A 17,566-nucleotide genomic window follows, 5' to 3' on the forward strand; every position below is an offset into this window, starting at 1 on the left:
CACGGCCCCCGCCCCGCCCCCACCCACCCGGCCCCCCCCCCCGGCCCCGCACCCCCACGCGGGCCCCCCTACCCCGCGCGCGTGGCTGGATCGGCCGCCCCTGCCGGGGCGGCTGGAAACGGGGGGTAGGGGGTGGTCACGGGAGGCTCAGGAGGTGACTCGGGCCACACGATCCCAGGATGCGGGACGCTTTCGTCCGAATGGTGGACAGTAGTGGACTCCTCCAATCGGCCCATGACACGCTTCCGCCATGACTGGAGCTGGAATTGCCTTGGTGAGTCGGCGGCACGTCGACCTCGGCCGCATGTCCAGCGCCATCTGTCCGGCGCGCTGACGGAACCAGCCACCGCCGCACCTCGTCGCCGCCGCCCCGCGGACGCGTCGATTCCGTAAGCCCCCGCAGGCCGAAGAACGCCCCCCGCCCACCGGCGAAGGGGGCGCGATCCGCCACACCTGTCAGCGCACTGCCGCGCATCACCGCAGGTCGAAGCCGTGGGCACCGTCGCTCCGCCTGCCCCCTGGCTTCGAGCCGCCACAGAAGGACGTACCGCCATGGCCGCCACCCCAGAAACGCCCGCAGCCGCCCCCGCAGCCGCGCGCCGCAAGCCCGGCCGCCACCGCGGTGAGGGCCAGTGGGCCGTCGGCCACCACACGCCCCTCAACGGCAACGAGCAGTTCAAGAAGGACGACGACGGTCTCAACGTGCGGACACGCATCGAGACGATCTACTCCAAGCGGGGCTTCGACTCGATCGACCCCAACGACCTGCGCGGCCGGATGCGCTGGTGGGGCCTCTACACCCAGCGCAAGCCCGGGATCGACGGCGGCAAGACCGCGATCCTGGAGCCGGAGGAGCTGGACGACGAGTACTTCATGCTGCGCGTCCGCATCGACGGCGGCCGCCTCACCACCGAGCAGCTGCGCGTGATCGGCGAGATCTCGCAGGAGTTCGCCCGGGGCACCGCCGACCTCACCGACCGGCAGAACGTGCAGTACCACTGGATCCGTATCGAGGACGTCCCGGAGATCTGGCGGCGCCTGGAGGCGGTCGGTCTCTCCACCACCGAGGCCTGCGGCGACTGCCCCCGCGTCATCCTCGGCTCCCCGGTCGCCGGCATCGCCAAGGACGAGATCATCGACGGCACGCCAGCCATCGACGAGATCTACCGCCGGATCGTGGGCAACAAGGACTTCTCCAACCTGCCCCGCAAGTTCAAGTCGGCCGTCTCCGGCTCGCCGCTGCTCGACGTGGCGCACGAGATCAACGACATCGCCTTCGTCGGCGTGAACCACCCGGAGCACGGCCCCGGCTTCGACGTCTGGGTCGGCGGCGGGCTCTCCACCAACCCCAAGCTCGGTGTCCGCCTGGGCACCTGGGTCTCGCTGGACGAGGTCCCGGACGTCTACGAGGGCGTCATCTCGATCTTCCGCGACTACGGCTACCGCCGGCTGCGCAACCGCGCCCGCCTGAAGTTCCTCGTCGCCGACTGGGGCCCGGTCAAGTTCCGCCAGGTCCTGGAGGACGAGTACCTGAAGCGCAAGCTGACGGACGGTCCCGCCCCCGCGCAGCCCACCGGCCAGTGGCGCGACCACGTCGGCGTGCACCAGCAGCAGGACGGCCGCTTCTACGTCGGCTTCGCCCCCCGGGTCGGCCGCGTGGACGGCGCCACCCTCACCAAGATCGCGGACGTGGCCGAGCGGCACGGTTCGGGCCGGCTGCGCACCACCGCCGAGCAGAAGATGGTCGTGCTCGACATCGAGGCGGACCAGGTGGACTCCCTCGTCGCCGCCCTGGAGGCACTGGACCTGCGGGTCAAGCCGTCCCCCTTCCGCCGCGGCACGATGGCCTGCACCGGCATCGAGTTCTGCAAGCTGGCCATCGTCGAGACGAAGGCGCGCGGCGCCTCGCTGATCGACGAGCTGGAGCGCCGCCTGCCGGACTTCGCCGAGCCGCTCACCATCAACATCAACGGCTGCCCCAACGCCTGCGCCCGCATCCAGGTGGCGGACATCGGTCTCAAGGGCCAGCTGGTCCTGGACGACGACGGCAACCAGGTCGAGGGCTACCAGGTGCACCTCGGCGGCGCCCTGGGCCTGGAGGCCGGCTTCGGCCGCAAGGTCCGCGGCCTCAAGGTCACCGCGGACGGTCTGCCCGACTACGTCGAGCGGGTCGTCACGCGCTTCGAGGAGCAGCGCGAGGACGGCGAGCGCTTCGCCGCCTGGGTCGCGCGCGCCGACGAGAAGAGCCTGGCATGAGCGAGCGCGCCGCGCCCTTCCACTGCCCGTACTGCGGCGACGAGGACCTGTTCCCCAACGAACAGGGTCACGGCGCCTGGGAATGCAGGTCCTGCAATCGAGCCTTCCAGCTGAAGTACCTCGGGCTGCTGGCCCGCGGACTTCGGTCCAACACCGCTGGAGGGGAAGAGATATGACGACGATTCAGGATAGTCGGACGAGCGGCGACCTCAAGGAGCTGGCCGAGCGGGCGGGCCGCGACCTGGAGGACGCCTCCGCGCTGGACATCCTGCGCTGGGCGGTCGACACCTTCGGTTCGAAGTTCGCCGTGACCTCCTCGATGGAGGACGCGGTGGTCGCCCACCTCGCCTCCCGGGTGCGCCCCGGCGTGGACGTGGTCTTCCTCGACACCGGCTACCACTTCGAGGAGACCATCGGTACCCGCGACGCGGTCGAGGCCGTGATGGACGTCAAGGTCATCACGCTCACCCCGCGCCGGAGCGTCGCCGAACAGGACGCCGAGTACGGCCCGAAGCTGCACGACCGGGACCCGGACCTGTGCTGCGCGCTGCGCAAGGTCAAGCCGCTGGAAGAGGGCCTGACGGCGTACGACGCGTGGGCGACCGGGCTGCGCCGCGACGAGTCCCCGACCCGGGCGAACACCCCGGTGGTCGGCTGGGACGAGAAGCGGCGGAAGGTCAAGGTCTCCCCCATCGCCCGCTGGACCCAGGAGGACGTGGAGGCGTACGTCGCCGAACACGGGGTCCTGACCAATCCGCTGCTGATGGACGGCTACGCCTCCGTGGGCTGCGCGCCGTGCACCCGACGGGTGGCGGAGGGCGAGGACGCCCGGTCCGGCCGCTGGGCCGGGCTCGGCAAGACCGAATGCGGGCTGCACGGCTGATGACCCAGTCCACGAACCGTACGGAACCGACGGAGAACGAACAGATGAGCGTGAGCGACCAGGGCGCCACCGTGTGGCTTACCGGGCTGCCGAGCGCGGGCAAGACGACCATCGCGTACGCGCTGGCCGAGCGGCTGCGCGGCGAGGGCCACCGGGTGGAGGTGCTCGACGGGGACGAGATCCGTGAGTTCCTCTCCGCCGGGCTGGGCTTCACCCGCGAGGACCGGCACACCAACGTGCAGCGGATCGGCTTCGTCGCCGAACTGCTCGCGAGCAACGGTGTGAAGGCCCTGGTCCCGGTCATCGCCCCGTTCGAGGACAGCCGCGAGGCCGTCCGCAAGCGGCACGCCGCCGAGGGAACGACCTACCTGGAGGTCCACGTGGCCACTCCGGTCGAGGTCTGCTCGGAGCGCGACGTGAAGGGCCTGTACGCCAAGCAGGCGGCGGGCGAGATCTCCGGCCTGACCGGTGTGGACGACCCGTACGAGGCCCCCGCGGCCCCGGACCTGCGGATCGAGTCGCACACCCAGTCGGTGCAGGAGTCCGCGGCGGCCCTGTTCGCGCTGCTCAACGAGAGGGGTCTGGCATGACCACCAAGGTCGCCCACGTCCACACCGAGGCCGACGCGCCCTACGCGCTGTCCCACCTGGACGCCCTCGAATCCGAGGCGGTGCACATCTTCCGCGAGGTGGCGGGCGAGTTCGAGAAGCCGGTGGTCCTCTTCTCCGGCGGCAAGGACTCCATCGTCATGCTGCACCTGGCGCTCAAGGCGTTCGCGCCCGCGCCGGTGCCCTTCACCCTGCTGCACGTCGACACGGGTCACAACTTCCCCGAGGTGCTGGAGTACCGCGACCGCACGGTGGCCGAGCACGGACTGCGCCTGCACGTGGCGTCCGTACAGGACTACATCGACGCGGGGAAGCTGCGCGAGCGCCCCGACGGCACCCGCAACCCGCTGCAGACCCTCCCGCTCACCGAGGCGATCCAGCAGCTGCGCTTCGACGCGGTCTTCGGCGGCGGTCGCCGCGACGAGGAGAAGGCCCGCGCCAAGGAGCGGGTGTTCAGCCTCCGCGACGAGTTCTCCCAGTGGGATCCGCGCCGCCAGCGCCCCGAGCTGTGGAACCTCTACAACGGTCGCCACGCGCCCGGCGAGCACGTGCGCGTCTTCCCGCTCTCCAACTGGACCGAGCTGGACGTGTGGCAGTACATCGCCCGCGAGGGCATCGAGCTGCCGGGCATCTACTTCGCCCACGAGCGCGAGGTGTTCAAGCGGCACGGCATGTGGCTGACCGCGGGCGAGTGGGGCGGCCCGAAGGAGGGCGAGGAGCCCGAGACGCGGCTGATCCGCTACCGCACCGTCGGTGACATGTCCTGCACCGGCGCCGTCGACTCCGACGCCACCACGCTGGACGCCGTGATCGCCGAGATCGCCGCCTCCCGGCTCACCGAGCGGGGTGCCACCCGCGCCGACGACAAGATGTCCGAGGCCGCGATGGAAGACCGCAAGCGCGAAGGGTACTTCTAGAGATGACCGCCACCACCGAACCGCTGGCCGACCTGTCGACCACCACCCTGCTGCGCTTCGCGACCGCCGGATCCGTCGACGACGGCAAGTCCACCCTGGTCGGCCGCCTGCTGCACGACTCCAAGTCGATCCTGACCGACCAGCTGGAGGCCGTCGAAGCGGTCTCCGCCCAGCGCGGCCAGGACACCCCCGACCTCGCGCTGCTCACCGACGGCCTGCGGGCCGAGCGCGAGCAGGGCATCACCATCGACGTCGCGTACCGGTACTTCGCCACCGCGCGCCGCCGGTTCATCCTCGCCGACACCCCCGGGCACGTGCAGTACACCCGGAACATGGTCACCGGCGCCTCCACGGCCGACCTGGCAGTGGTGCTGGTCGACGCCCGCAACGGCGTGATCGAGCAGACCCGCCGGCACGCGGCCGTCGCCGCCCTGCTGCGGGTGCCGCACGTGGTCCTGGCCGTCAACAAGATGGACCTGGTGGGCTACGAGGAGAAGGTCTTCGCGGCGATCGCCGAGGAGTTCACCGCCTACGCCTCGGACCTGGGCGTCCCGGAGATCACCGCGATCCCGATCTCCGCGCTGGCCGGGGACAACGTCGTGGAGCCCTCCGCGAACATGGACTGGTACGGCGGCCCGACGGTGCTGGAGCACCTGGAGACGGTCCCGGTCAGCCACGACCTCACCGCCTGCCCGGCCCGCTTCCCGGTGCAGTACGTGATCCGCCCGCAGAGCGCCGAGCACCCCGACTACCGCGGCTACGCGGGCCAGATCGCCTCCGGCGTGCTGCGCGTCGGCGAGGCCGTCACCGTCCTGCCGTCGGGCCGTACGAGCACCATCGAGGGGATCGACGCGCTCGGCGAGAGCGTCGACATCGCGTGGGCCCCGCAGTCGGTGACCCTGCGGCTCGCGGACGACATCGACATCTCGCGCGGCGACCTGATCGCGCCGAGCGCGAGCGCCCCGGCCCCGACGCAGGACGTCGAGGCGACGGTCTGCCACGTGGCCGACCAGCCGCTGGCCGTGGGCGCCCGGGTGCTGCTCAAGCACACCACGCGCACGGTCAAGGCGATCGTCAAGGAGATCCCCTCGCGGCTGACCCTGGACGACCTGTCCCAGCACCCGGAGCCCGGGCAGCTGGTGACCAACGACATCGGCCGCGTGGTCGTGCGCACCGCCGAGCCGCTCGCGCTCGACGCCTACGCCGACTCGCGCCGTACCGGGTCCTTCCTGCTGATCGACCCGGCCGACGGAACCACCCTGGCGGCGGGCATGGCGGGGGCGGCCTTCGCCTCCCGGCCCGAGACCGCCGACCAGGCTCCCACGGATGAAGAAGGGTGGGACTTCTGAGCATGACGAAGACCGACATCTACTCGACCTTCGCGAAGGAGGGCGGCCGCGTGGGCAGCGGCGCCCTCGGCAGCGGCCAGGGAGGGGTGGCGCGATGTGCGCGATGACGTACGCGCACCGCATGCGCGCCCACACCCCCCACGAGCTGTACCCGCCCTTGCTCCGCAAACGAAGACGCGCGTCGTGAGACCACGACGCGACGAGAGGAACACCTCCCGTGCCTGCCACCGGTACCACCCGTAAGACCGTCCGCCGCGGCGTCGTCGCCGCCGCCGCCCTGCCCCTGCTGATCGGGGCCCTCGCCTCCTGCGGCTACGGCTCCGAGGCCGCGAAGGACGAGCCCGCAGACACCAAGGCGAGCGCGGCCCCGGCCGACGCGAAGAAGCTCTCGGCCTCCGAGGTCCGCATCGGCTACTTCCCGAACCTGACGCACGCCACGGCGCTCGTCGGCATCCAGGAAGGGCTGATCGCCAAGGAGCTCGGCGCCACCACGATCAAACCGCAGACCTTCAACGCCGGCCCGTCCGAGATCGAAGCCCTCAACGGTGGCTCTCTCGACATCGGCTTCATCGGCCCCTCCCCGTCGATCAACGGCTACGTGAAGTCCAAGGGCTCGAACCTGCGGATCATCTCCGGCTCCGCCTCCGGCGGCGTCAAGCTGGTCGTGAACCCGGACAAGATCAAGACCCTGGACGACCTCAAGGGCAAGAAGATCGCCACCCCGCAGAAGGGGAACACGCAGGACGTCGCCTTCCTCAACTGGATCTCCGAGAAGGGCTGGAAGGTCGACCCGGAGTCCGGCAAGGGTGACGTCTCCGTCGTCCGCACGGACAACAAGGTCACCCCGGACGCCTTCAAGCAGGGCTCGATCGACGGCGCCTGGGTGCCGGAGCCGACGGCCTCCAAGCTCGTCTCCGACGGCGGCTCCGTCCTCCTGGACGAGACCAGCCTGTGGCCCGACAAGAAGTTCGTGATCACGAACATCATCGTGTCGCAGAAGTTCCTCAAGGAGCACGCGGACGTCGTCGAGGCCGTGCTGCGCGGCACCGTCAAGACGAACGAGTGGATCAACGCCAACCAGGACAAGGCGAAGGCGTCCGCGAACGCCGCGCTGAAGACCCTGAGCGGCAAGGAACTGGACGCCAAGGTCATCGACCCGGCGTGGCCGAGCATCCTGGTCACCGACGACCCGCTGGCCAGCACGCTGAAGACGGAGTCCGACTGGGCGGTCAAGGCCAAGCTCATCGAGCAGCCCGACCTCGCCGGCATCTACGACCTGTCGCTCCTGAACAAGGTCCTCAAGGCCGCGGGCAAGCCCGAGGTCGCCGACGCCGGTCTCGGCGCCAAGTAATCCGTCAGTAATCCGTCAGCGCAGTTGATCCCCAGGAGGTGACGACCATGGCCACCACGCTCGCCAAGGCTGCCGAGGGCACCGCAGCGACGGCGTCGACGACGCACGCCGCACGGATCGAGCACGTCTCGAAGTCCTTCTCCGGCCCGGCCGGTTCGCAGCTCGTGCTGGACGACATCAACCTCGATGTCGCACCCGGCGAGTTCGTCACCATCCTGGGGGCGTCGGGGTGCGGCAAGTCCACCCTGCTCAACCTGGTCGCGGGGCTGGACGCCCCGTCCGCGGGGTCGATCGAGACCCCCGGCGGGCGGCCCGCCCTGATGTTCCAGGAGCACGCCCTCTTCCCGTGGCTCACCGCGGGCAAGAACATCGAACTCGCCCTGCGGCTGCGCGGGGTGCCCAAGGCCGAACGCCGTCCGGAGGCGGAGCGGCTGCTGGAGCTGGTCCGCCTCGGCGGTTCCTACGGCAAGCGCGTCCACGAGCTGTCGGGCGGCATGCGCCAGCGCGTGGCGCTCGCCCGGGCGCTCGCCCAGGACAGCCGCCTGCTGCTGATGGACGAGCCGTTCGCGGCGCTGGACGCCATCACCCGCGACGTGCTGCACAACGAACTGACCCGCATCTGGGCCGAGACCAACCTCTCCGTCCTCTTCGTGACGCACAACGTCCGCGAGGCGGTCCGGCTCGCGCAGCGCGTGGTCCTGCTCTCCTCGCGGCCCGGCCGGGTCGCCAAGGAATGGACCGTCGGCATTCCGCAGCCGCGCCGCATCGAGGACCCGGACGTGGCGGAACTGTCCGTCGAGATCACTGAACACCTGCGTGGGGAGATCCGCCGCCATGGCCAGCACTGACATCACCGAACCGGCCCCGGCCAAGGCGACCAGCGACGACCTGGCCGGCCTGGAGGCCGGCCTGGACGCGCTCGACGCGGTCCAGACCCACCGCACCCCGGTCCGCGAGGTGCTCGTCAAGAAGGTCCTGCCGCCGGTCATCGCCGTCGGTCTGGTCCTCGCCGTGTGGCAGGTGCTGGTCTCCACGCACGTCACGGACGCGACCAAGCTGCCCTCGCCGTCCGCGGTGTGGGACGGCTTGACCGCCATGTGGCTCAAGGGGACCCTGCTGGAGGTCATCTGGACCAGCGTCTCCCGCGGCCTGCTCGGCTTCCTGCTGGCCCTGGCCATCGGCACCCCGCTCGGCCTGCTGGTCGCCCGGGTGAAGTTCGTGCGCGCCGCGATCGGCCCGATCCTCCAGGGGCTGCAGTCCCTGCCGTCGGTGGCCTGGGTGCCGCCCGCGGTCATCTGGCTCGGCCTGAACGACTCGATGATGTTCGCGGTGATCCTGCTCGGCGCGGTCCCCTCGATCGCCAACGGCCTCGTCGCGGGCCACGACCAGATCCCGCCGCTGTTCCTGCGGGCCGGGCGCACGCTGGGTGCCACGGGCCTCAAGGGCACCTGGCACGTGGTCATGCCGGCCGCGCTGCCCGGCTACCTCGCCGGTCTCAAGCAGGGCTGGGCCTTCTCCTGGCGCTCGCTGATGGCCGCCGAGATCATCGCCTCCTCGCCCGACCTGGGCCTGGGCCTCGGCCAGTTGCTGGAGAACGGCCGCAACAACATCGACATGCCCGGGGTGTTCCTCGCGATCATCCTGATCCTGCTGGTGGGCATCGCGATCGACCTGATCATCTTCAGCCCGCTGGAGCGCTGGGTGCTGCGCACCCGCGGTCTGCTGGTCAAGAGCTGACAGCGCCGTGCGTCCCGTTCTGCTGGTCATCGCCCACGGCAGCCGCGATCCGCGGCACGCGGCGACCGTGCACGCCCTCACCGGGCGGGTGCGGGCGCTGCGGCCGGGGCTGCGGGTGGAGACGGCGTTCCTCGACTTCAACGCCCCGACCGCGGCCCAGGTCCTCTCGGCCCTGTACGCGGACGGCGTGCGGGACGTCGTCGCCCTCCCGCTGCTGCTGACCCGCGCCTTCCACGCGAAGGCGGACGTCCCCGCGGTGCTGGAGCGCTCCCGGGCCGCGCTGCCCGGACTGTCCCTGCGGGTGGCCGATGTGCTCGGCCCCTCTCCCCTGCTGACCGGCGCCCTGGAGCGCCGGCTGGCGGAGGCCGGCCTGCGTCCGGCCGACCGTTCGACCACCGGCGTGGTGCTCGCGTCCGCCGGTTCCTCAGACCCGGAGGCGATCGCGGTGATCGCTGAAATCGCGCGGGAGTGGCGGCACACCGGTTGGTGCGCCGTGCGGCCCGCGTTCGCCTCCGCGGCATTGCCCCGCACCGAGGACGCCGTACGGGCGCTGCGCGCCGACGGTGCCCGTCGGGTGGTGGTGGCCCCGTACGTCCTGGCCCCCGGGCGGCTCCCGGACCGGATCGCGGCGGGCGCCGCGGCCGCCGGGGCCGACCTGGTGGCCGAGGTGCTCGGCGCCGCCCCCGAGGTGGCCCGGTTGCTGCTGCGCCGCTACGACGCGGCGGCCCCCGCTGCGGCCCTGCTCCCCGCGCTGTCGGCCTGAGCCGCGCCGCGCACGAAGGCGAGGACCTCCGGGGCAGCGTCCGCGAGGCGGGCGAAGTGCCGGTGCACGCCCTCCACCGCGACCGGCGCGTTGACCCCCCACACGGTCATCCCGGCGGCCAGGCCCGCGCGCACGCCCGTGGGGGCGTCCTCGATGACCAGGCAGTCCCGGGGGTCCGCCCCCAGGAGCTCCGCGGCCCGCAGGTAGGGGACCGGCGAGGGCTTGCCCTCGGCCACCGCGGCGGCGTCCACCAGGACCTCGGGCACGGGGAGCCCGGTGCGCTCGAAGCGGCCGCGCACCCGGTGCGCGTAGTTCGAGGTGACCAGCGCCCAGGAGCCCGGCGCCAGCGCGCCCAACAGCTGCGCCGCGCCCTCGAAGGCGCCGTAGGTCCCGGTCCGTACGTCCTCGTCCTCCAGCGCGTGCAGCAGGGCCAGGCAGGCCGCCGGGTCCCGGTCCGGCGCGAGCTCCGCGAAGGTCTCCGTCGGGCGGGTGCGCAGCGCGACCCGGTAGGTCTCGGCCGGGTCCAGTCCGTGGTGCTCGGCCCAGGTGGCCCAGACGCGCCGCTGGTTGTCGATCGCGTCGATCAGCGTGCCGTCGACGTCGAACAGGACGTACCGGCTCACCCGCGGGCCTCGGCCTCGTCGGCCAGCGCGGTGAGGTCCCCGATGGTCATGGAACCCGGGGGCAGGCCCTCGCGGGCGAAGATGTTGGCCGCGCGCCGCAGCACGTCGTTGACGGGGGTCGGGACCGCGTGCAGCCGCCCCAGCAGGGAGACCTCCCCGTTGAGGTAGTCCGCCTCGATGCTGCCCGTACCGCGGGCCAGGCTCTGCCAGGACGAGCCGCCGCGCACCCCGGGCGGCTGCACGGCCTTGCCGTCGCGCGCCGCCGACTCCTCGGCCTCCGAGGCGTGGGCGATCCCGGCCGCGGCGAAGGCGGCCTTGGCCTCGCGGATCGCCCGCAGCAGCAGGGCGCCCTTGGCGGGGTCCGGTTCGGGGCCGGTGGTGGCCTGGATCGCGTTGCCGAGGTTGCCCAGCAGCTTCGCGTACTTCCAGCGCATCACGTCCTCGGTGACCACCGTCTCGAAACCGGCGGCCGCCAGGTCGGCGCCGATCCGCCGGGCCCGCGCGTCCGCGCCGCCCGCGGCCCGACCGAGCTGCAGGATCCCGGTGTGCGGGCTGCCCAGGGCCGAGACCGCGCCCGGTTCCAGGAAGCTGGCGGGCAGCCACACGCACAGGCCGTAGACCCGGTCGAAGCGGCGCAGCGCGAGGCGCTCGCCCTCCACGCCGTTCTGCGCGCAGACCAGCGCGAGGCGCTGGGCCGCGGTGCCGCCGCCGGCGACCTCCGCGTCGCCCCACGCGTCGAGCGCGGCGAGGGCGTCCTGGGTCTTGACGGCCAGCAGCAGGACGTCGTCGGGGCGCAGCTCGCCGAGCTCCTGCGGTCCGGTGACCACCGGCAGCCGGTGGGTGCGGGGGCCGTCGGCGGTGGTGAGCCGCAGGCCGTCCGTCCGGAGGGCGTCCGCGTGCGGGCCGCGGGCGACGAGGACGACCTCGCCGCCGGCCTCCGCCAGCCGTCCGCCGATGGTGGCGCCGATCGCGCCCGCGCCGATGATGATGTAACGCATGGGACGAGCCTGGCACACCGCCCGGCCTGCGTTACCGTCAGGGCATGGTGGACACGGTGTTCGGTCTGGGCGGGGACCTGTCGGTGCGTCGGCTCGGCTTCGGGACGGGGGGCCTCGTCGGTCCCGGGTACTGGGGGCCGCGCGGGGACCGGGAGCAGGCGCGGGCAGTGCTGCGCACGGCGGTGGAGCGCGGGGTCGCCCTCATCGACACCGCCGACAACTACGGCCCCGATCTGGCCGAGGAGCTGATCGCGGAGGCCCTGTACCCGTACGCGGACGGCCTGGTGATCGCGACCAAGGGCGGGGTGGTGCGCACCGGCCCCGACGAGTGGCACGTGGCGGGCCGCCCGGAACAGCTGCGGGCGGCGTGCGAGGCGAGCCTGCGGCGGCTGCGGGTGGACCGGATCGACCTGTACCAGTTGCACCGCTTCGACCCGGCCCTGCCGGAGGCGGAACAGCTGGGCGTGCTGGGGCAGTTGCGCGCGGAGGGCAAGATCCGGCACATCGGCCTCGACAGCGTGGGCGCCGACCAGTTGGCGCAGGCCCTGGAGACGGAGGCGGTGGCCTCCGTCCAGAACGCCTTCCACCTGATGGACCGTTCGGCCGCGCCGGTGCTCGCGCTGTGCGAGGCCGAGGGGATCGCCTTCCTGCCCTACTACCCGCTCGGCAGCGGCGCGCTGACCCGCGACGGGTCGGCGGCGCTGGCCGCGGTGGCCGCCGCGCACGGGGCCGGGCCGGGGCAGATCGCCCTGGCCTGGCTGCTGCACCACTCGCCGGTGCTGTGCCCGACGCCGGGCACGGGCTCGCCCGTACACCTGGCGGAGAACCTGGACGCGGCCTCGATCGCGCTGTCCCCGGCGGAGCTGGCGCTGCTGGACGCGCTCGCGCCGTAGGCCGACGGTCCGGGGACGTCCACCGGATCAGGCCGGGTCCGCGGTCAGTTCGACGAGCTTGGCGACCGTGTTCCAGTTGCGGGTGGTGACGTCCAGGCCCTTGACCACCGCCGGCCGGGCCAGCGCCTCGGCCAGCTTGGAGCGGCCGAGGCCCTCGGGGGCGTAGAGGTAGACCACCCGGTCGCCGAGCCGGAACTCCTCGGGGAGGAAGGCGTCCGCGTCGAGCGCCTCGAAGCGGTCCGCGGCGGGCCGCTCGGACAGGAAGGTGACGTGCAGCTGCTTGCCCTCCAGCGTGGCCGCCGGGAAGGGGCAGGCGGCGGCGACGGCCCGCAGGTGCTCCCCGTCGACGAGGAGGCAGGGGACGCGGAAGCCGAAGTGCTCCTCGATGGCCGCCTCCAGCTCCCGGGCGAGCGCGTCGACCCCGGAGTCGGGGCCGGTCCGCGCGGTGGTGAAGACGGCATTGCCGCTCTGCAGGTAGGTCCGGACACCGGTGTGGCCGAGCTCCGCCAGCACCTGGCGCAGCTCGGCCATCGGGACCTTCTTGTGCCCGCCGACATTGATGCCGCGCAGCAGGGCGGCGTACGTCCGTGTGCTCATCCCCGAACGATAGGGGCGGGCACCGACAGCGCGGGGTGCGTACGCTCGTAGGCCCTACCGTTGGTAGCGGGCCAGCACCCGGTTCCCGTCCCCCACCAGGCGGCGCTCCAGCGCGGCGAGGTCGATGGCGCCGCTGTAGTACTCCTGGAGGGCCGGGGTCGCCACCTTGTCCTTCCATTCCGGGTAGCCCCGCACCGACTGGGCCGGTGCCGGGCGCAGCCCGGCCGCCAGGGCCGCGCCGGTCGCCCAGCCCCACTCGGGGGTGCGCAGCGCGGGGTCGGCCAGGGCTCTCGCACCGGTGGGCAGCATCCAGTCGCCGCACGCGAGGCGGACCATGCCCGCCGGGCGCAGCAGGAAGTCGATGAAGGCCGCGGCCTCCTTCTTGTACGGGCTGTCCCGCGCGATCGACAGGGTCTGCGGGCTGACCCCCTGCACCGGTCCGTCGGCTCCGGCGGGCGCGGGCAGCACCTGCCAGGCGAAGCCGGGCGGGGCCTGGCTGACGATCTGCTGACGGTAGGAGAAGCCGAGCGGCACCATGGCGTGCTTCCCGGCGAAGAAGCCGGGCAGGGTGTCCGAGCCGCCCATGCCCAGGGTGGCCCGGGAGGCGCTGTGGTCGGTGTCGACCTGGTCGTGGATGGTCTGCGGGACCACCGCGTCGCCCGCTCCCCAGCGGAGCACGGCCTTCCCCGCGGGGCCGTCCGGTTCCCGGGTGAAGAGCCGGCCGCCGGCCGAGACGCCCAGGTTGAGGGTGGCCGAGACGGGGTCCTTCAGCGGCCAGGCCACGCCGTAGCGCCCGTCGGCGGTGAGCCGTGCGGCGGCGGCTCGGAACTCCGCCCAGCTCCAGGGGGCTTCGGGAGTCGGGATCCGGACCCCCGAGGCGTGCAGCAGCGCGGTGTTGGCGATCAGCACCCGGGGCTCCTGGAGGAAGGGCACGCCGTAGATCCCGGTGCCGATGGTGACGCTCTGCCAGCTCCGGTCCGGGATGTCCTCCTTCAGCCGGTCGGAGAGCAGGGGGCGCAGGTCGGCGAGGTAGCCGGCGTACGCGAAGTCGGCGAGGTCGTCGGAGGCGTCGTGGATGACGTCGGGCGCCTCCCCGCCCTCGAAGGAGGTCAGCAGCTGGTCGTGGACGCTGCTCCAGCTCCCCTGGACGTACTGGACCTGGACCTCGGGGTGGGCGGCGTTCCATTGCGCCACGAGTTCCTTGTTGGCGGCCACGGACTCCTTCTGCCAGGCCAGCGACTGGAAGCGGAGCCTGATCCGGCCGTCGCCCGCGCCGCCGCCGGCGCCGCCCGAGCAGCCGCCCAGCAGGGCGGCCAGCAGGGCGAGCACGAGGGCCGCGACGGCCGCCGTACGGGGAGCGGAGCGACGGGGGCCTGAGCGGCGGGGGCCGCGGCGGCGGGGCATCAGCCCTTCACCGACCCGGCCAGCATGCCGCCGGTGATCCGGCGCTGGATCAGCGAGAAGACCAGCAGCGAGGGCAGCGTGGCGAGGCAGGCCGCGGCGGCGAGCGGCCCGAGGTCGGCGGCCCCTTCGGCGCCGAGGAAGTGGGTGAGGACGACCGGCAGGGTCTGCTGCCGCGGGCTCTTGAGGAGCACGAGGGCGAAGAAGAACTCGTTCCAGGCGGTGACGAAGGCGAAGAGCCCGGTCGCGACGATCCCGGGGGCCAGCAGCGGGGCGACGACGGAGACGAGGGTGCGCAGCCGTCCGGCGCCGTCCACCGCCGCGGCCTCCTCCAGCTCGGCGGGCACCGCGCGGACGTAGCCGACCAGCATCCACAGCGCGAAGGGCAGCGACCAGACGACGTAGACGAGGACCAGCCCCGGGACCGAGTTGATCATCCGCAGCTCCTTGAGCACCAGGAACAGCGGAATGATCACGAGGACGAAGGGGAAGGCCTGGCTGACCACCACCCACCCGGTGGTGGCCGCGGCGAGCCGGCCCCGGCGCCGGGCGAGGACGAAGGCCGCGGGGGTGGCGAGGGCGACGGCGATCACGGCGGCGCAGAGCGCGGCGGTCAGGCTGTTGAGGCCGGCCCGGAGCAGCGGCTGCTCGTCGAAGGCCCGGCGGAAGTTGTCCAGGGTGGGGTCGTGCGGGATCCAGGTGGGGTGCAGGCTGCCCAGTTCGCGCGCCGGTTTGAAGGCGGTGGAGAGCAGCCAGAGGAAGGGGAAGCCGAGGAAGCCGAGGTAGGCGGCGAGCGCCAGGTACTGGGCGGTGCGCACGGAGCGGCGCGAGCGTACGGAGCCGCGTGGACGCACGGAGCGGCGCGGGCGCACGGCCATCACGCATCGCCTCCCTTCAGGCGGCCGGCGAGGTGGAGGGCGAGCAGGACCGAGACCACGGCGACCATGACGCAGCCCATGGCGGCGGCGTAGCCGAACTGGCCGTAGCGGAAGGCCTCCTCGTAGGCGAAGAGCATGGGCAGCCGGGTCCGGCCACCGGGCCCGCCGTTGGTGAGGACGTACACCAGCGCGAAGGAATTGACGTTCCAGATGAAGTTGAGCGCGGTGACGGACAGCGCGACGGGCCGCAGCGCGGGCCAGGTGACGGCGCGGAAGCGGCGCCAGGCCCCGGCGCCGTCCAGGGCGGCGGCCTCGTGGAGTTCGTGCGGGGTGTTCTGGAGTCCGGCGAGCAGGACCACGGTGGTCTGCGGCATGCCGGCCCAGATGCCGACGACGATGACGGCGGGCAGTGCGGTGGCCAGCCCGCCGAGCCAGTCGGTGTCGCCGCCGAGGCCGATCCCGCGGAGGGTCTCGTTGAGAACGCCCGCGTCGGGGTGGTAGACGAGCCGCCACATGACGGCGACGACCACTTCGGGCATGGCCCAGGGGACGATCGCGAGCGCCCGGGTGAGCCCGCGCAGGCGCAGGTCCTGGTCGAGCAGCAGGGCCAGCCCGAGGGAGAGCAGGAACTGCGGCGCGGTGACCCCGACCGCCCAGAGCAGCCCGATCCGGAAGGACTCCCAGAAGAGCCGGTCGTGCAGCAGGTCCTGGAAGTTGAGGGCGCCCACCCACTGGGTGGCGGCGGTCCGGCCGGACTGGGCGTCGGTGAAGGCGAGCGCGATGCCGTAGAGCAGCGGACCGACGCTGAGCAGCAGGATCGGGACGAGGGCGGGCAGGACGAGGAACCAGACCCCGTGATCGGCACGGGCCCGGGAGCGCGCGGGCGGGGACGGGGTGGGGGTGGTGGGGGTGGTGGGCGCCGCGGTGGGATCCGCGGTGGGGGGCGGGGCCACGTCTCCCCCTTCCGGGTGGATCCGTCCGATCCGGCCCGGCCATCGTGCGCAGCCCCTGATGGCACGTCAAGGCACCGCACGGCGGGATGCGAGACTTGGCCCGTTCACGACGGTGCGGACCGAACGGGAAGAGCGGCGGAGCGGCATGGACGAGGCACGGGCCAGGGACCTACTGACGGCGGCGGGCCTCAGCCGGAAGGCCGAGCTGCTCGCCCTGGGCGAGAACGCGGTGTTCGCGGACGGCGACCTGGTCGTGAAGGTCGGCCGCCGGGATCCCGCGCTCGTGGCCCGGGCGGAGCGCGAGGTGGCGGTGGCGGGCTGGCTCGCCGGGGTCGGGATCGCCGCGGTACGGGCGGCCGAGCCGACGCCGCGGCTGGTGGACGGCCACCCGGTGACCCTGTGGCACCGCCTCCCGGAAGCGGTGCGGCCGGCCGGTCCGGCCGATCTGGCCGCCCTGCTGCGCCGGGTGCACGCCCTGCCCGCACCGCCCTTCGACCTCTCCCGCCGGGACCTGCTGGGCGGGGTGGAACGGTGGCTGCGGCTGGCCGGTGACGCGATCGACCCGCAGGACGCGGCCTACCTGCGGGCCCGCCGCGACGGCTATGCGGCCGAGACGGCCACCCTCGTCCCGCACCTGCCCCCGGGGCCGATCCACGGGGACGCGCTCCCGCGCAACGTCCACGTGGGCCCGGACGGACCGGTCCTGGTCGACCTGGAGACCTTCGCCCTGGACCTGCGGGAGCACGACCTGGTGGTGATGGCCCTCTCCCGCGACCGGTACGGCCTGCCCGAGGAGTCCTACGACGCCTTCGTGACGGCGTACGGCTGGGACGTGCGCGCCTGGGACGGCTGTGCGCTGCTGCGCGGGGCGCGGGAGACGGCGAGCTGCGCCTGGGTCTCCCAACACGCCCCGACCAACCCGAAGGCGCTGGCGGAATTCCGCCGCCGGGTCGCCTCGCTGCGCGACGGCGATCCCGAGGTCCGCTGGTACCCCTTCTGACCGTCCGGCCGATATTCAATTACACCGACTTTGTTTTCACATTGCTTTTCGTTTACGGTGGCGGAGGCGCGGGACGAACCGCGTTCGAATCTGCGGGAGGTGATCAGCGTGCCTGGTGGTAGTAGTCCCGAGGCGTATGCGCCACCGATCCCGCTTGACGCACCGCAGTAGCGTCCCGCGGGGGAAATGACCTTCCCCCGCAACTGCGTCTTCTCGCATGGGTCCAAAGCCATCGACGGCTTCCGCGTACCCGAATTCCTCGCGCACTTCATCGCGTTCACCACACGTTCACCACCGAAGCACGTCCGGGGTCCGCCGGGCGGACACCCCGCGTGCCGCCCAGGACGTGCCGTGACGGG

The 17,566-nt window shown here is 72.7% G+C and carries 19 protein-coding genes; 13 read left to right on the plus strand and 6 right to left on the minus strand.

Annotation, left to right across the window (positions count from 1 at the left end; genetic code table 11):
* Positions 1–250 precede the first annotated feature (250 nt).
* From ACIBEA_RS35845 to ACIBEA_RS35895, 11 genes are all read left to right on the plus strand, one after another.
* The gene (locus tag ACIBEA_RS35845) at positions 251–334 is read left to right on the plus strand and encodes a putative leader peptide (RefSeq protein WP_399267473.1); all 84 of its coding nucleotides are present in this window, start codon (positions 251–253) and stop codon (positions 332–334) included.
* Between the two features lie 218 nt (positions 335–552).
* Positions 553–2,256: a nitrite/sulfite reductase gene (locus ACIBEA_RS35850; protein WP_399267389.1), complete on the plus strand. Its 1,704-nt coding sequence runs from the start codon at positions 553–555 to the stop codon at positions 2,254–2,256.
* Positions 2,253–2,432 carry a hypothetical protein gene (locus ACIBEA_RS35855; protein WP_351053617.1) on the plus strand — a complete coding sequence of 60 codons (180 nt, stop codon included), beginning with the start codon at positions 2,253–2,255 and terminating at the stop codon, positions 2,430–2,432. Before ACIBEA_RS35850 ends, ACIBEA_RS35855 begins: the two co-directional genes overlap by 4 nt.
* Positions 2,429–3,139 carry a phosphoadenylyl-sulfate reductase gene (locus tag ACIBEA_RS35860; protein ID WP_399267390.1) on the plus strand — a complete coding sequence of 237 codons (711 nt, stop codon included), beginning with the start codon at positions 2,429–2,431 and terminating at the stop codon, positions 3,137–3,139. The genes ACIBEA_RS35855 and ACIBEA_RS35860 overlap by 4 nt, the downstream gene beginning before the upstream one ends.
* Positions 3,140–3,183: 44 nt before the next feature.
* A complete protein-coding gene (gene cysC, locus ACIBEA_RS35865; RefSeq protein ID WP_385775888.1) occupies positions 3,184–3,729 on the plus strand; it encodes an adenylyl-sulfate kinase in 546 nt (181 codons plus the stop codon).
* Entirely contained in the window at positions 3,726–4,664 is a 939-nt protein-coding gene (gene cysD, locus ACIBEA_RS35870) for a sulfate adenylyltransferase subunit CysD (RefSeq protein ID WP_399267391.1), read from the plus strand. The genes cysC and cysD overlap by 4 nt, the downstream gene beginning before the upstream one ends.
* 2 nt (positions 4,665–4,666) lie before the next feature.
* A complete protein-coding gene (locus tag ACIBEA_RS35875; protein ID WP_399267392.1) occupies positions 4,667–6,013 on the plus strand; it encodes a sulfate adenylyltransferase subunit 1 in 1,347 nt (448 codons plus the stop codon).
* Positions 6,014–6,230: 217 nt separating this feature from the next.
* Positions 6,231–7,364, plus strand: coding sequence for an aliphatic sulfonate ABC transporter substrate-binding protein (locus tag ACIBEA_RS35880; RefSeq protein WP_399267393.1), 1,134 nt, complete (start codon positions 6,231–6,233; stop codon positions 7,362–7,364).
* 47 nt (positions 7,365–7,411) lie between these two features.
* Complete coding sequence (locus ACIBEA_RS35885; protein WP_399267394.1) at positions 7,412–8,212, plus strand: ABC transporter ATP-binding protein; 801 nt, start codon at positions 7,412–7,414, stop codon at positions 8,210–8,212.
* The gene (locus ACIBEA_RS35890) at positions 8,199–9,101 is read left to right on the plus strand and encodes an ABC transporter permease (RefSeq protein ID WP_399267395.1); all 903 of its coding nucleotides are present in this window, start codon (positions 8,199–8,201) and stop codon (positions 9,099–9,101) included. The genes ACIBEA_RS35885 and ACIBEA_RS35890 overlap by 14 nt, the downstream gene beginning before the upstream one ends.
* A gap of 7 nt (positions 9,102–9,108) precedes the next feature.
* On the plus strand, positions 9,109–9,864 hold the full coding sequence (locus ACIBEA_RS35895; protein WP_399267396.1) for a sirohydrochlorin chelatase: 756 nt from the start codon (positions 9,109–9,111) through the stop codon (positions 9,862–9,864).
* On the opposite strand, the gene ACIBEA_RS35900 is transcribed toward ACIBEA_RS35895, so the two are convergent.
* A complete protein-coding gene (locus tag ACIBEA_RS35900) occupies positions 9,813–10,487 on the minus strand; it encodes an HAD family hydrolase (RefSeq protein WP_399267397.1) in 675 nt (224 codons plus the stop codon). The two genes, ACIBEA_RS35895 and ACIBEA_RS35900, sit on opposite strands and share 52 nt — an antisense overlap.
* Positions 10,484–11,485, minus strand: coding sequence for a ketopantoate reductase family protein (locus ACIBEA_RS35905; RefSeq protein ID WP_399267398.1), 1,002 nt, complete (start codon positions 11,483–11,485; stop codon positions 10,484–10,486). Before ACIBEA_RS35905 ends, ACIBEA_RS35900 begins: the two co-directional genes overlap by 4 nt.
* Before the next feature lie 44 nt (positions 11,486–11,529).
* On the opposite strand from ACIBEA_RS35905, the gene ACIBEA_RS35910 reads away from it, so the two are divergent.
* Complete coding sequence (locus tag ACIBEA_RS35910; protein ID WP_399267399.1) at positions 11,530–12,378, plus strand: aldo/keto reductase; 849 nt, start codon at positions 11,530–11,532, stop codon at positions 12,376–12,378.
* A gap of 27 nt (positions 12,379–12,405) precedes the next feature.
* Here the strand turns inward: ACIBEA_RS35910 and ACIBEA_RS35915 are convergent, their stop codons facing one another.
* Genes ACIBEA_RS35915 through ACIBEA_RS35930 form a run of 4 tightly spaced genes read right to left on the minus strand, consistent with a single transcriptional unit; the run spans position 12,406 to position 16,207 of the window.
* Complete coding sequence (locus tag ACIBEA_RS35915; protein ID WP_399267400.1) at positions 12,406–12,975, minus strand: DUF1697 domain-containing protein; 570 nt, start codon at positions 12,973–12,975, stop codon at positions 12,406–12,408.
* A 54-nt stretch (positions 12,976–13,029) separates the two neighbouring features.
* On the minus strand, positions 13,030–14,379 hold the full coding sequence (locus tag ACIBEA_RS35920; protein WP_399267401.1) for an ABC transporter substrate-binding protein: 1,350 nt from the start codon (positions 14,377–14,379) through the stop codon (positions 13,030–13,032).
* Positions 14,379–15,254, minus strand: coding sequence for a carbohydrate ABC transporter permease (locus ACIBEA_RS35925; protein WP_399267402.1), 876 nt, complete (start codon positions 15,252–15,254; stop codon positions 14,379–14,381). Before ACIBEA_RS35925 ends, ACIBEA_RS35920 begins: the two co-directional genes overlap by 1 nt.
* Positions 15,254–16,207 (minus strand): carbohydrate ABC transporter permease, encoded by a 954-nt coding sequence (locus ACIBEA_RS35930; RefSeq protein ID WP_399267403.1) that lies wholly within the window; start codon positions 16,205–16,207, stop codon positions 15,254–15,256. Before ACIBEA_RS35930 ends, ACIBEA_RS35925 begins: the two co-directional genes overlap by 1 nt.
* 145 nt (positions 16,208–16,352) lie before the next feature.
* Here ACIBEA_RS35930 and ACIBEA_RS35935 point away from each other — a divergent pair, with 145 nt between their 5' ends.
* Entirely contained in the window at positions 16,353–17,207 is an 855-nt protein-coding gene (locus ACIBEA_RS35935; protein WP_399267404.1) for a phosphotransferase enzyme family protein, read from the plus strand.
* Positions 17,208–17,566 lie beyond the last annotated feature (359 nt).

The organism is Streptomyces sp. NPDC051555 (assembly GCF_044454405.1).
Classification (GTDB): domain Bacteria; phylum Actinomycetota; class Actinomycetes; order Streptomycetales; family Streptomycetaceae; genus Streptomyces.

What these genes read in the sequence shown, in the direction of transcription:
- ACIBEA_RS35920 (WP_399267401.1), bottom strand. Translation starts at nt 14,379, where the DNA reads ATGCCCCGCCGCCGCGGCCCCCGCCGCTCAGGCCCCCGTCGCTCCGCT.
- ACIBEA_RS35855 (WP_351053617.1), top strand. Translation starts at nt 2,253, where the DNA reads ATGAGCGAGCGCGCCGCGCCCTTCCACTGCCCGTACTGCGGCGACGAG.
- ACIBEA_RS35850 (WP_399267389.1), top strand. Translation starts at nt 553, where the DNA reads ATGGCCGCCACCCCAGAAACGCCCGCAGCCGCCCCCGCAGCCGCGCGC.
- ACIBEA_RS35925 (WP_399267402.1), bottom strand. Translation starts at nt 15,254, where the DNA reads ATGGCCGTGCGCCCGCGCCGCTCCGTGCGTCCACGCGGCTCCGTACGC.
- ACIBEA_RS35845 (WP_399267473.1), top strand. Translation starts at nt 251, where the DNA reads ATGACTGGAGCTGGAATTGCCTTGGTGAGTCGGCGGCACGTCGACCTC.
- ACIBEA_RS35875 (WP_399267392.1), top strand. Translation starts at nt 4,667, where the DNA reads ATGACCGCCACCACCGAACCGCTGGCCGACCTGTCGACCACCACCCTG.
- ACIBEA_RS35860 (WP_399267390.1), top strand. Translation starts at nt 2,429, where the DNA reads ATGACGACGATTCAGGATAGTCGGACGAGCGGCGACCTCAAGGAGCTG.
- ACIBEA_RS35935 (WP_399267404.1), top strand. Translation starts at nt 16,353, where the DNA reads ATGGACGAGGCACGGGCCAGGGACCTACTGACGGCGGCGGGCCTCAGC.
- ACIBEA_RS35905 (WP_399267398.1), bottom strand. Translation starts at nt 11,485, where the DNA reads ATGCGTTACATCATCATCGGCGCGGGCGCGATCGGCGCCACCATCGGC.
- ACIBEA_RS35890 (WP_399267395.1), top strand. Translation starts at nt 8,199, where the DNA reads ATGGCCAGCACTGACATCACCGAACCGGCCCCGGCCAAGGCGACCAGC.
- ACIBEA_RS35885 (WP_399267394.1), top strand. Translation starts at nt 7,412, where the DNA reads ATGGCCACCACGCTCGCCAAGGCTGCCGAGGGCACCGCAGCGACGGCG.
- cysD (WP_399267391.1), top strand. Translation starts at nt 3,726, where the DNA reads ATGACCACCAAGGTCGCCCACGTCCACACCGAGGCCGACGCGCCCTAC.
- cysC (WP_385775888.1), top strand. Translation starts at nt 3,184, where the DNA reads ATGAGCGTGAGCGACCAGGGCGCCACCGTGTGGCTTACCGGGCTGCCG.
- ACIBEA_RS35910 (WP_399267399.1), top strand. Translation starts at nt 11,530, where the DNA reads ATGGTGGACACGGTGTTCGGTCTGGGCGGGGACCTGTCGGTGCGTCGG.
- ACIBEA_RS35915 (WP_399267400.1), bottom strand. Translation starts at nt 12,975, where the DNA reads ATGAGCACACGGACGTACGCCGCCCTGCTGCGCGGCATCAATGTCGGC.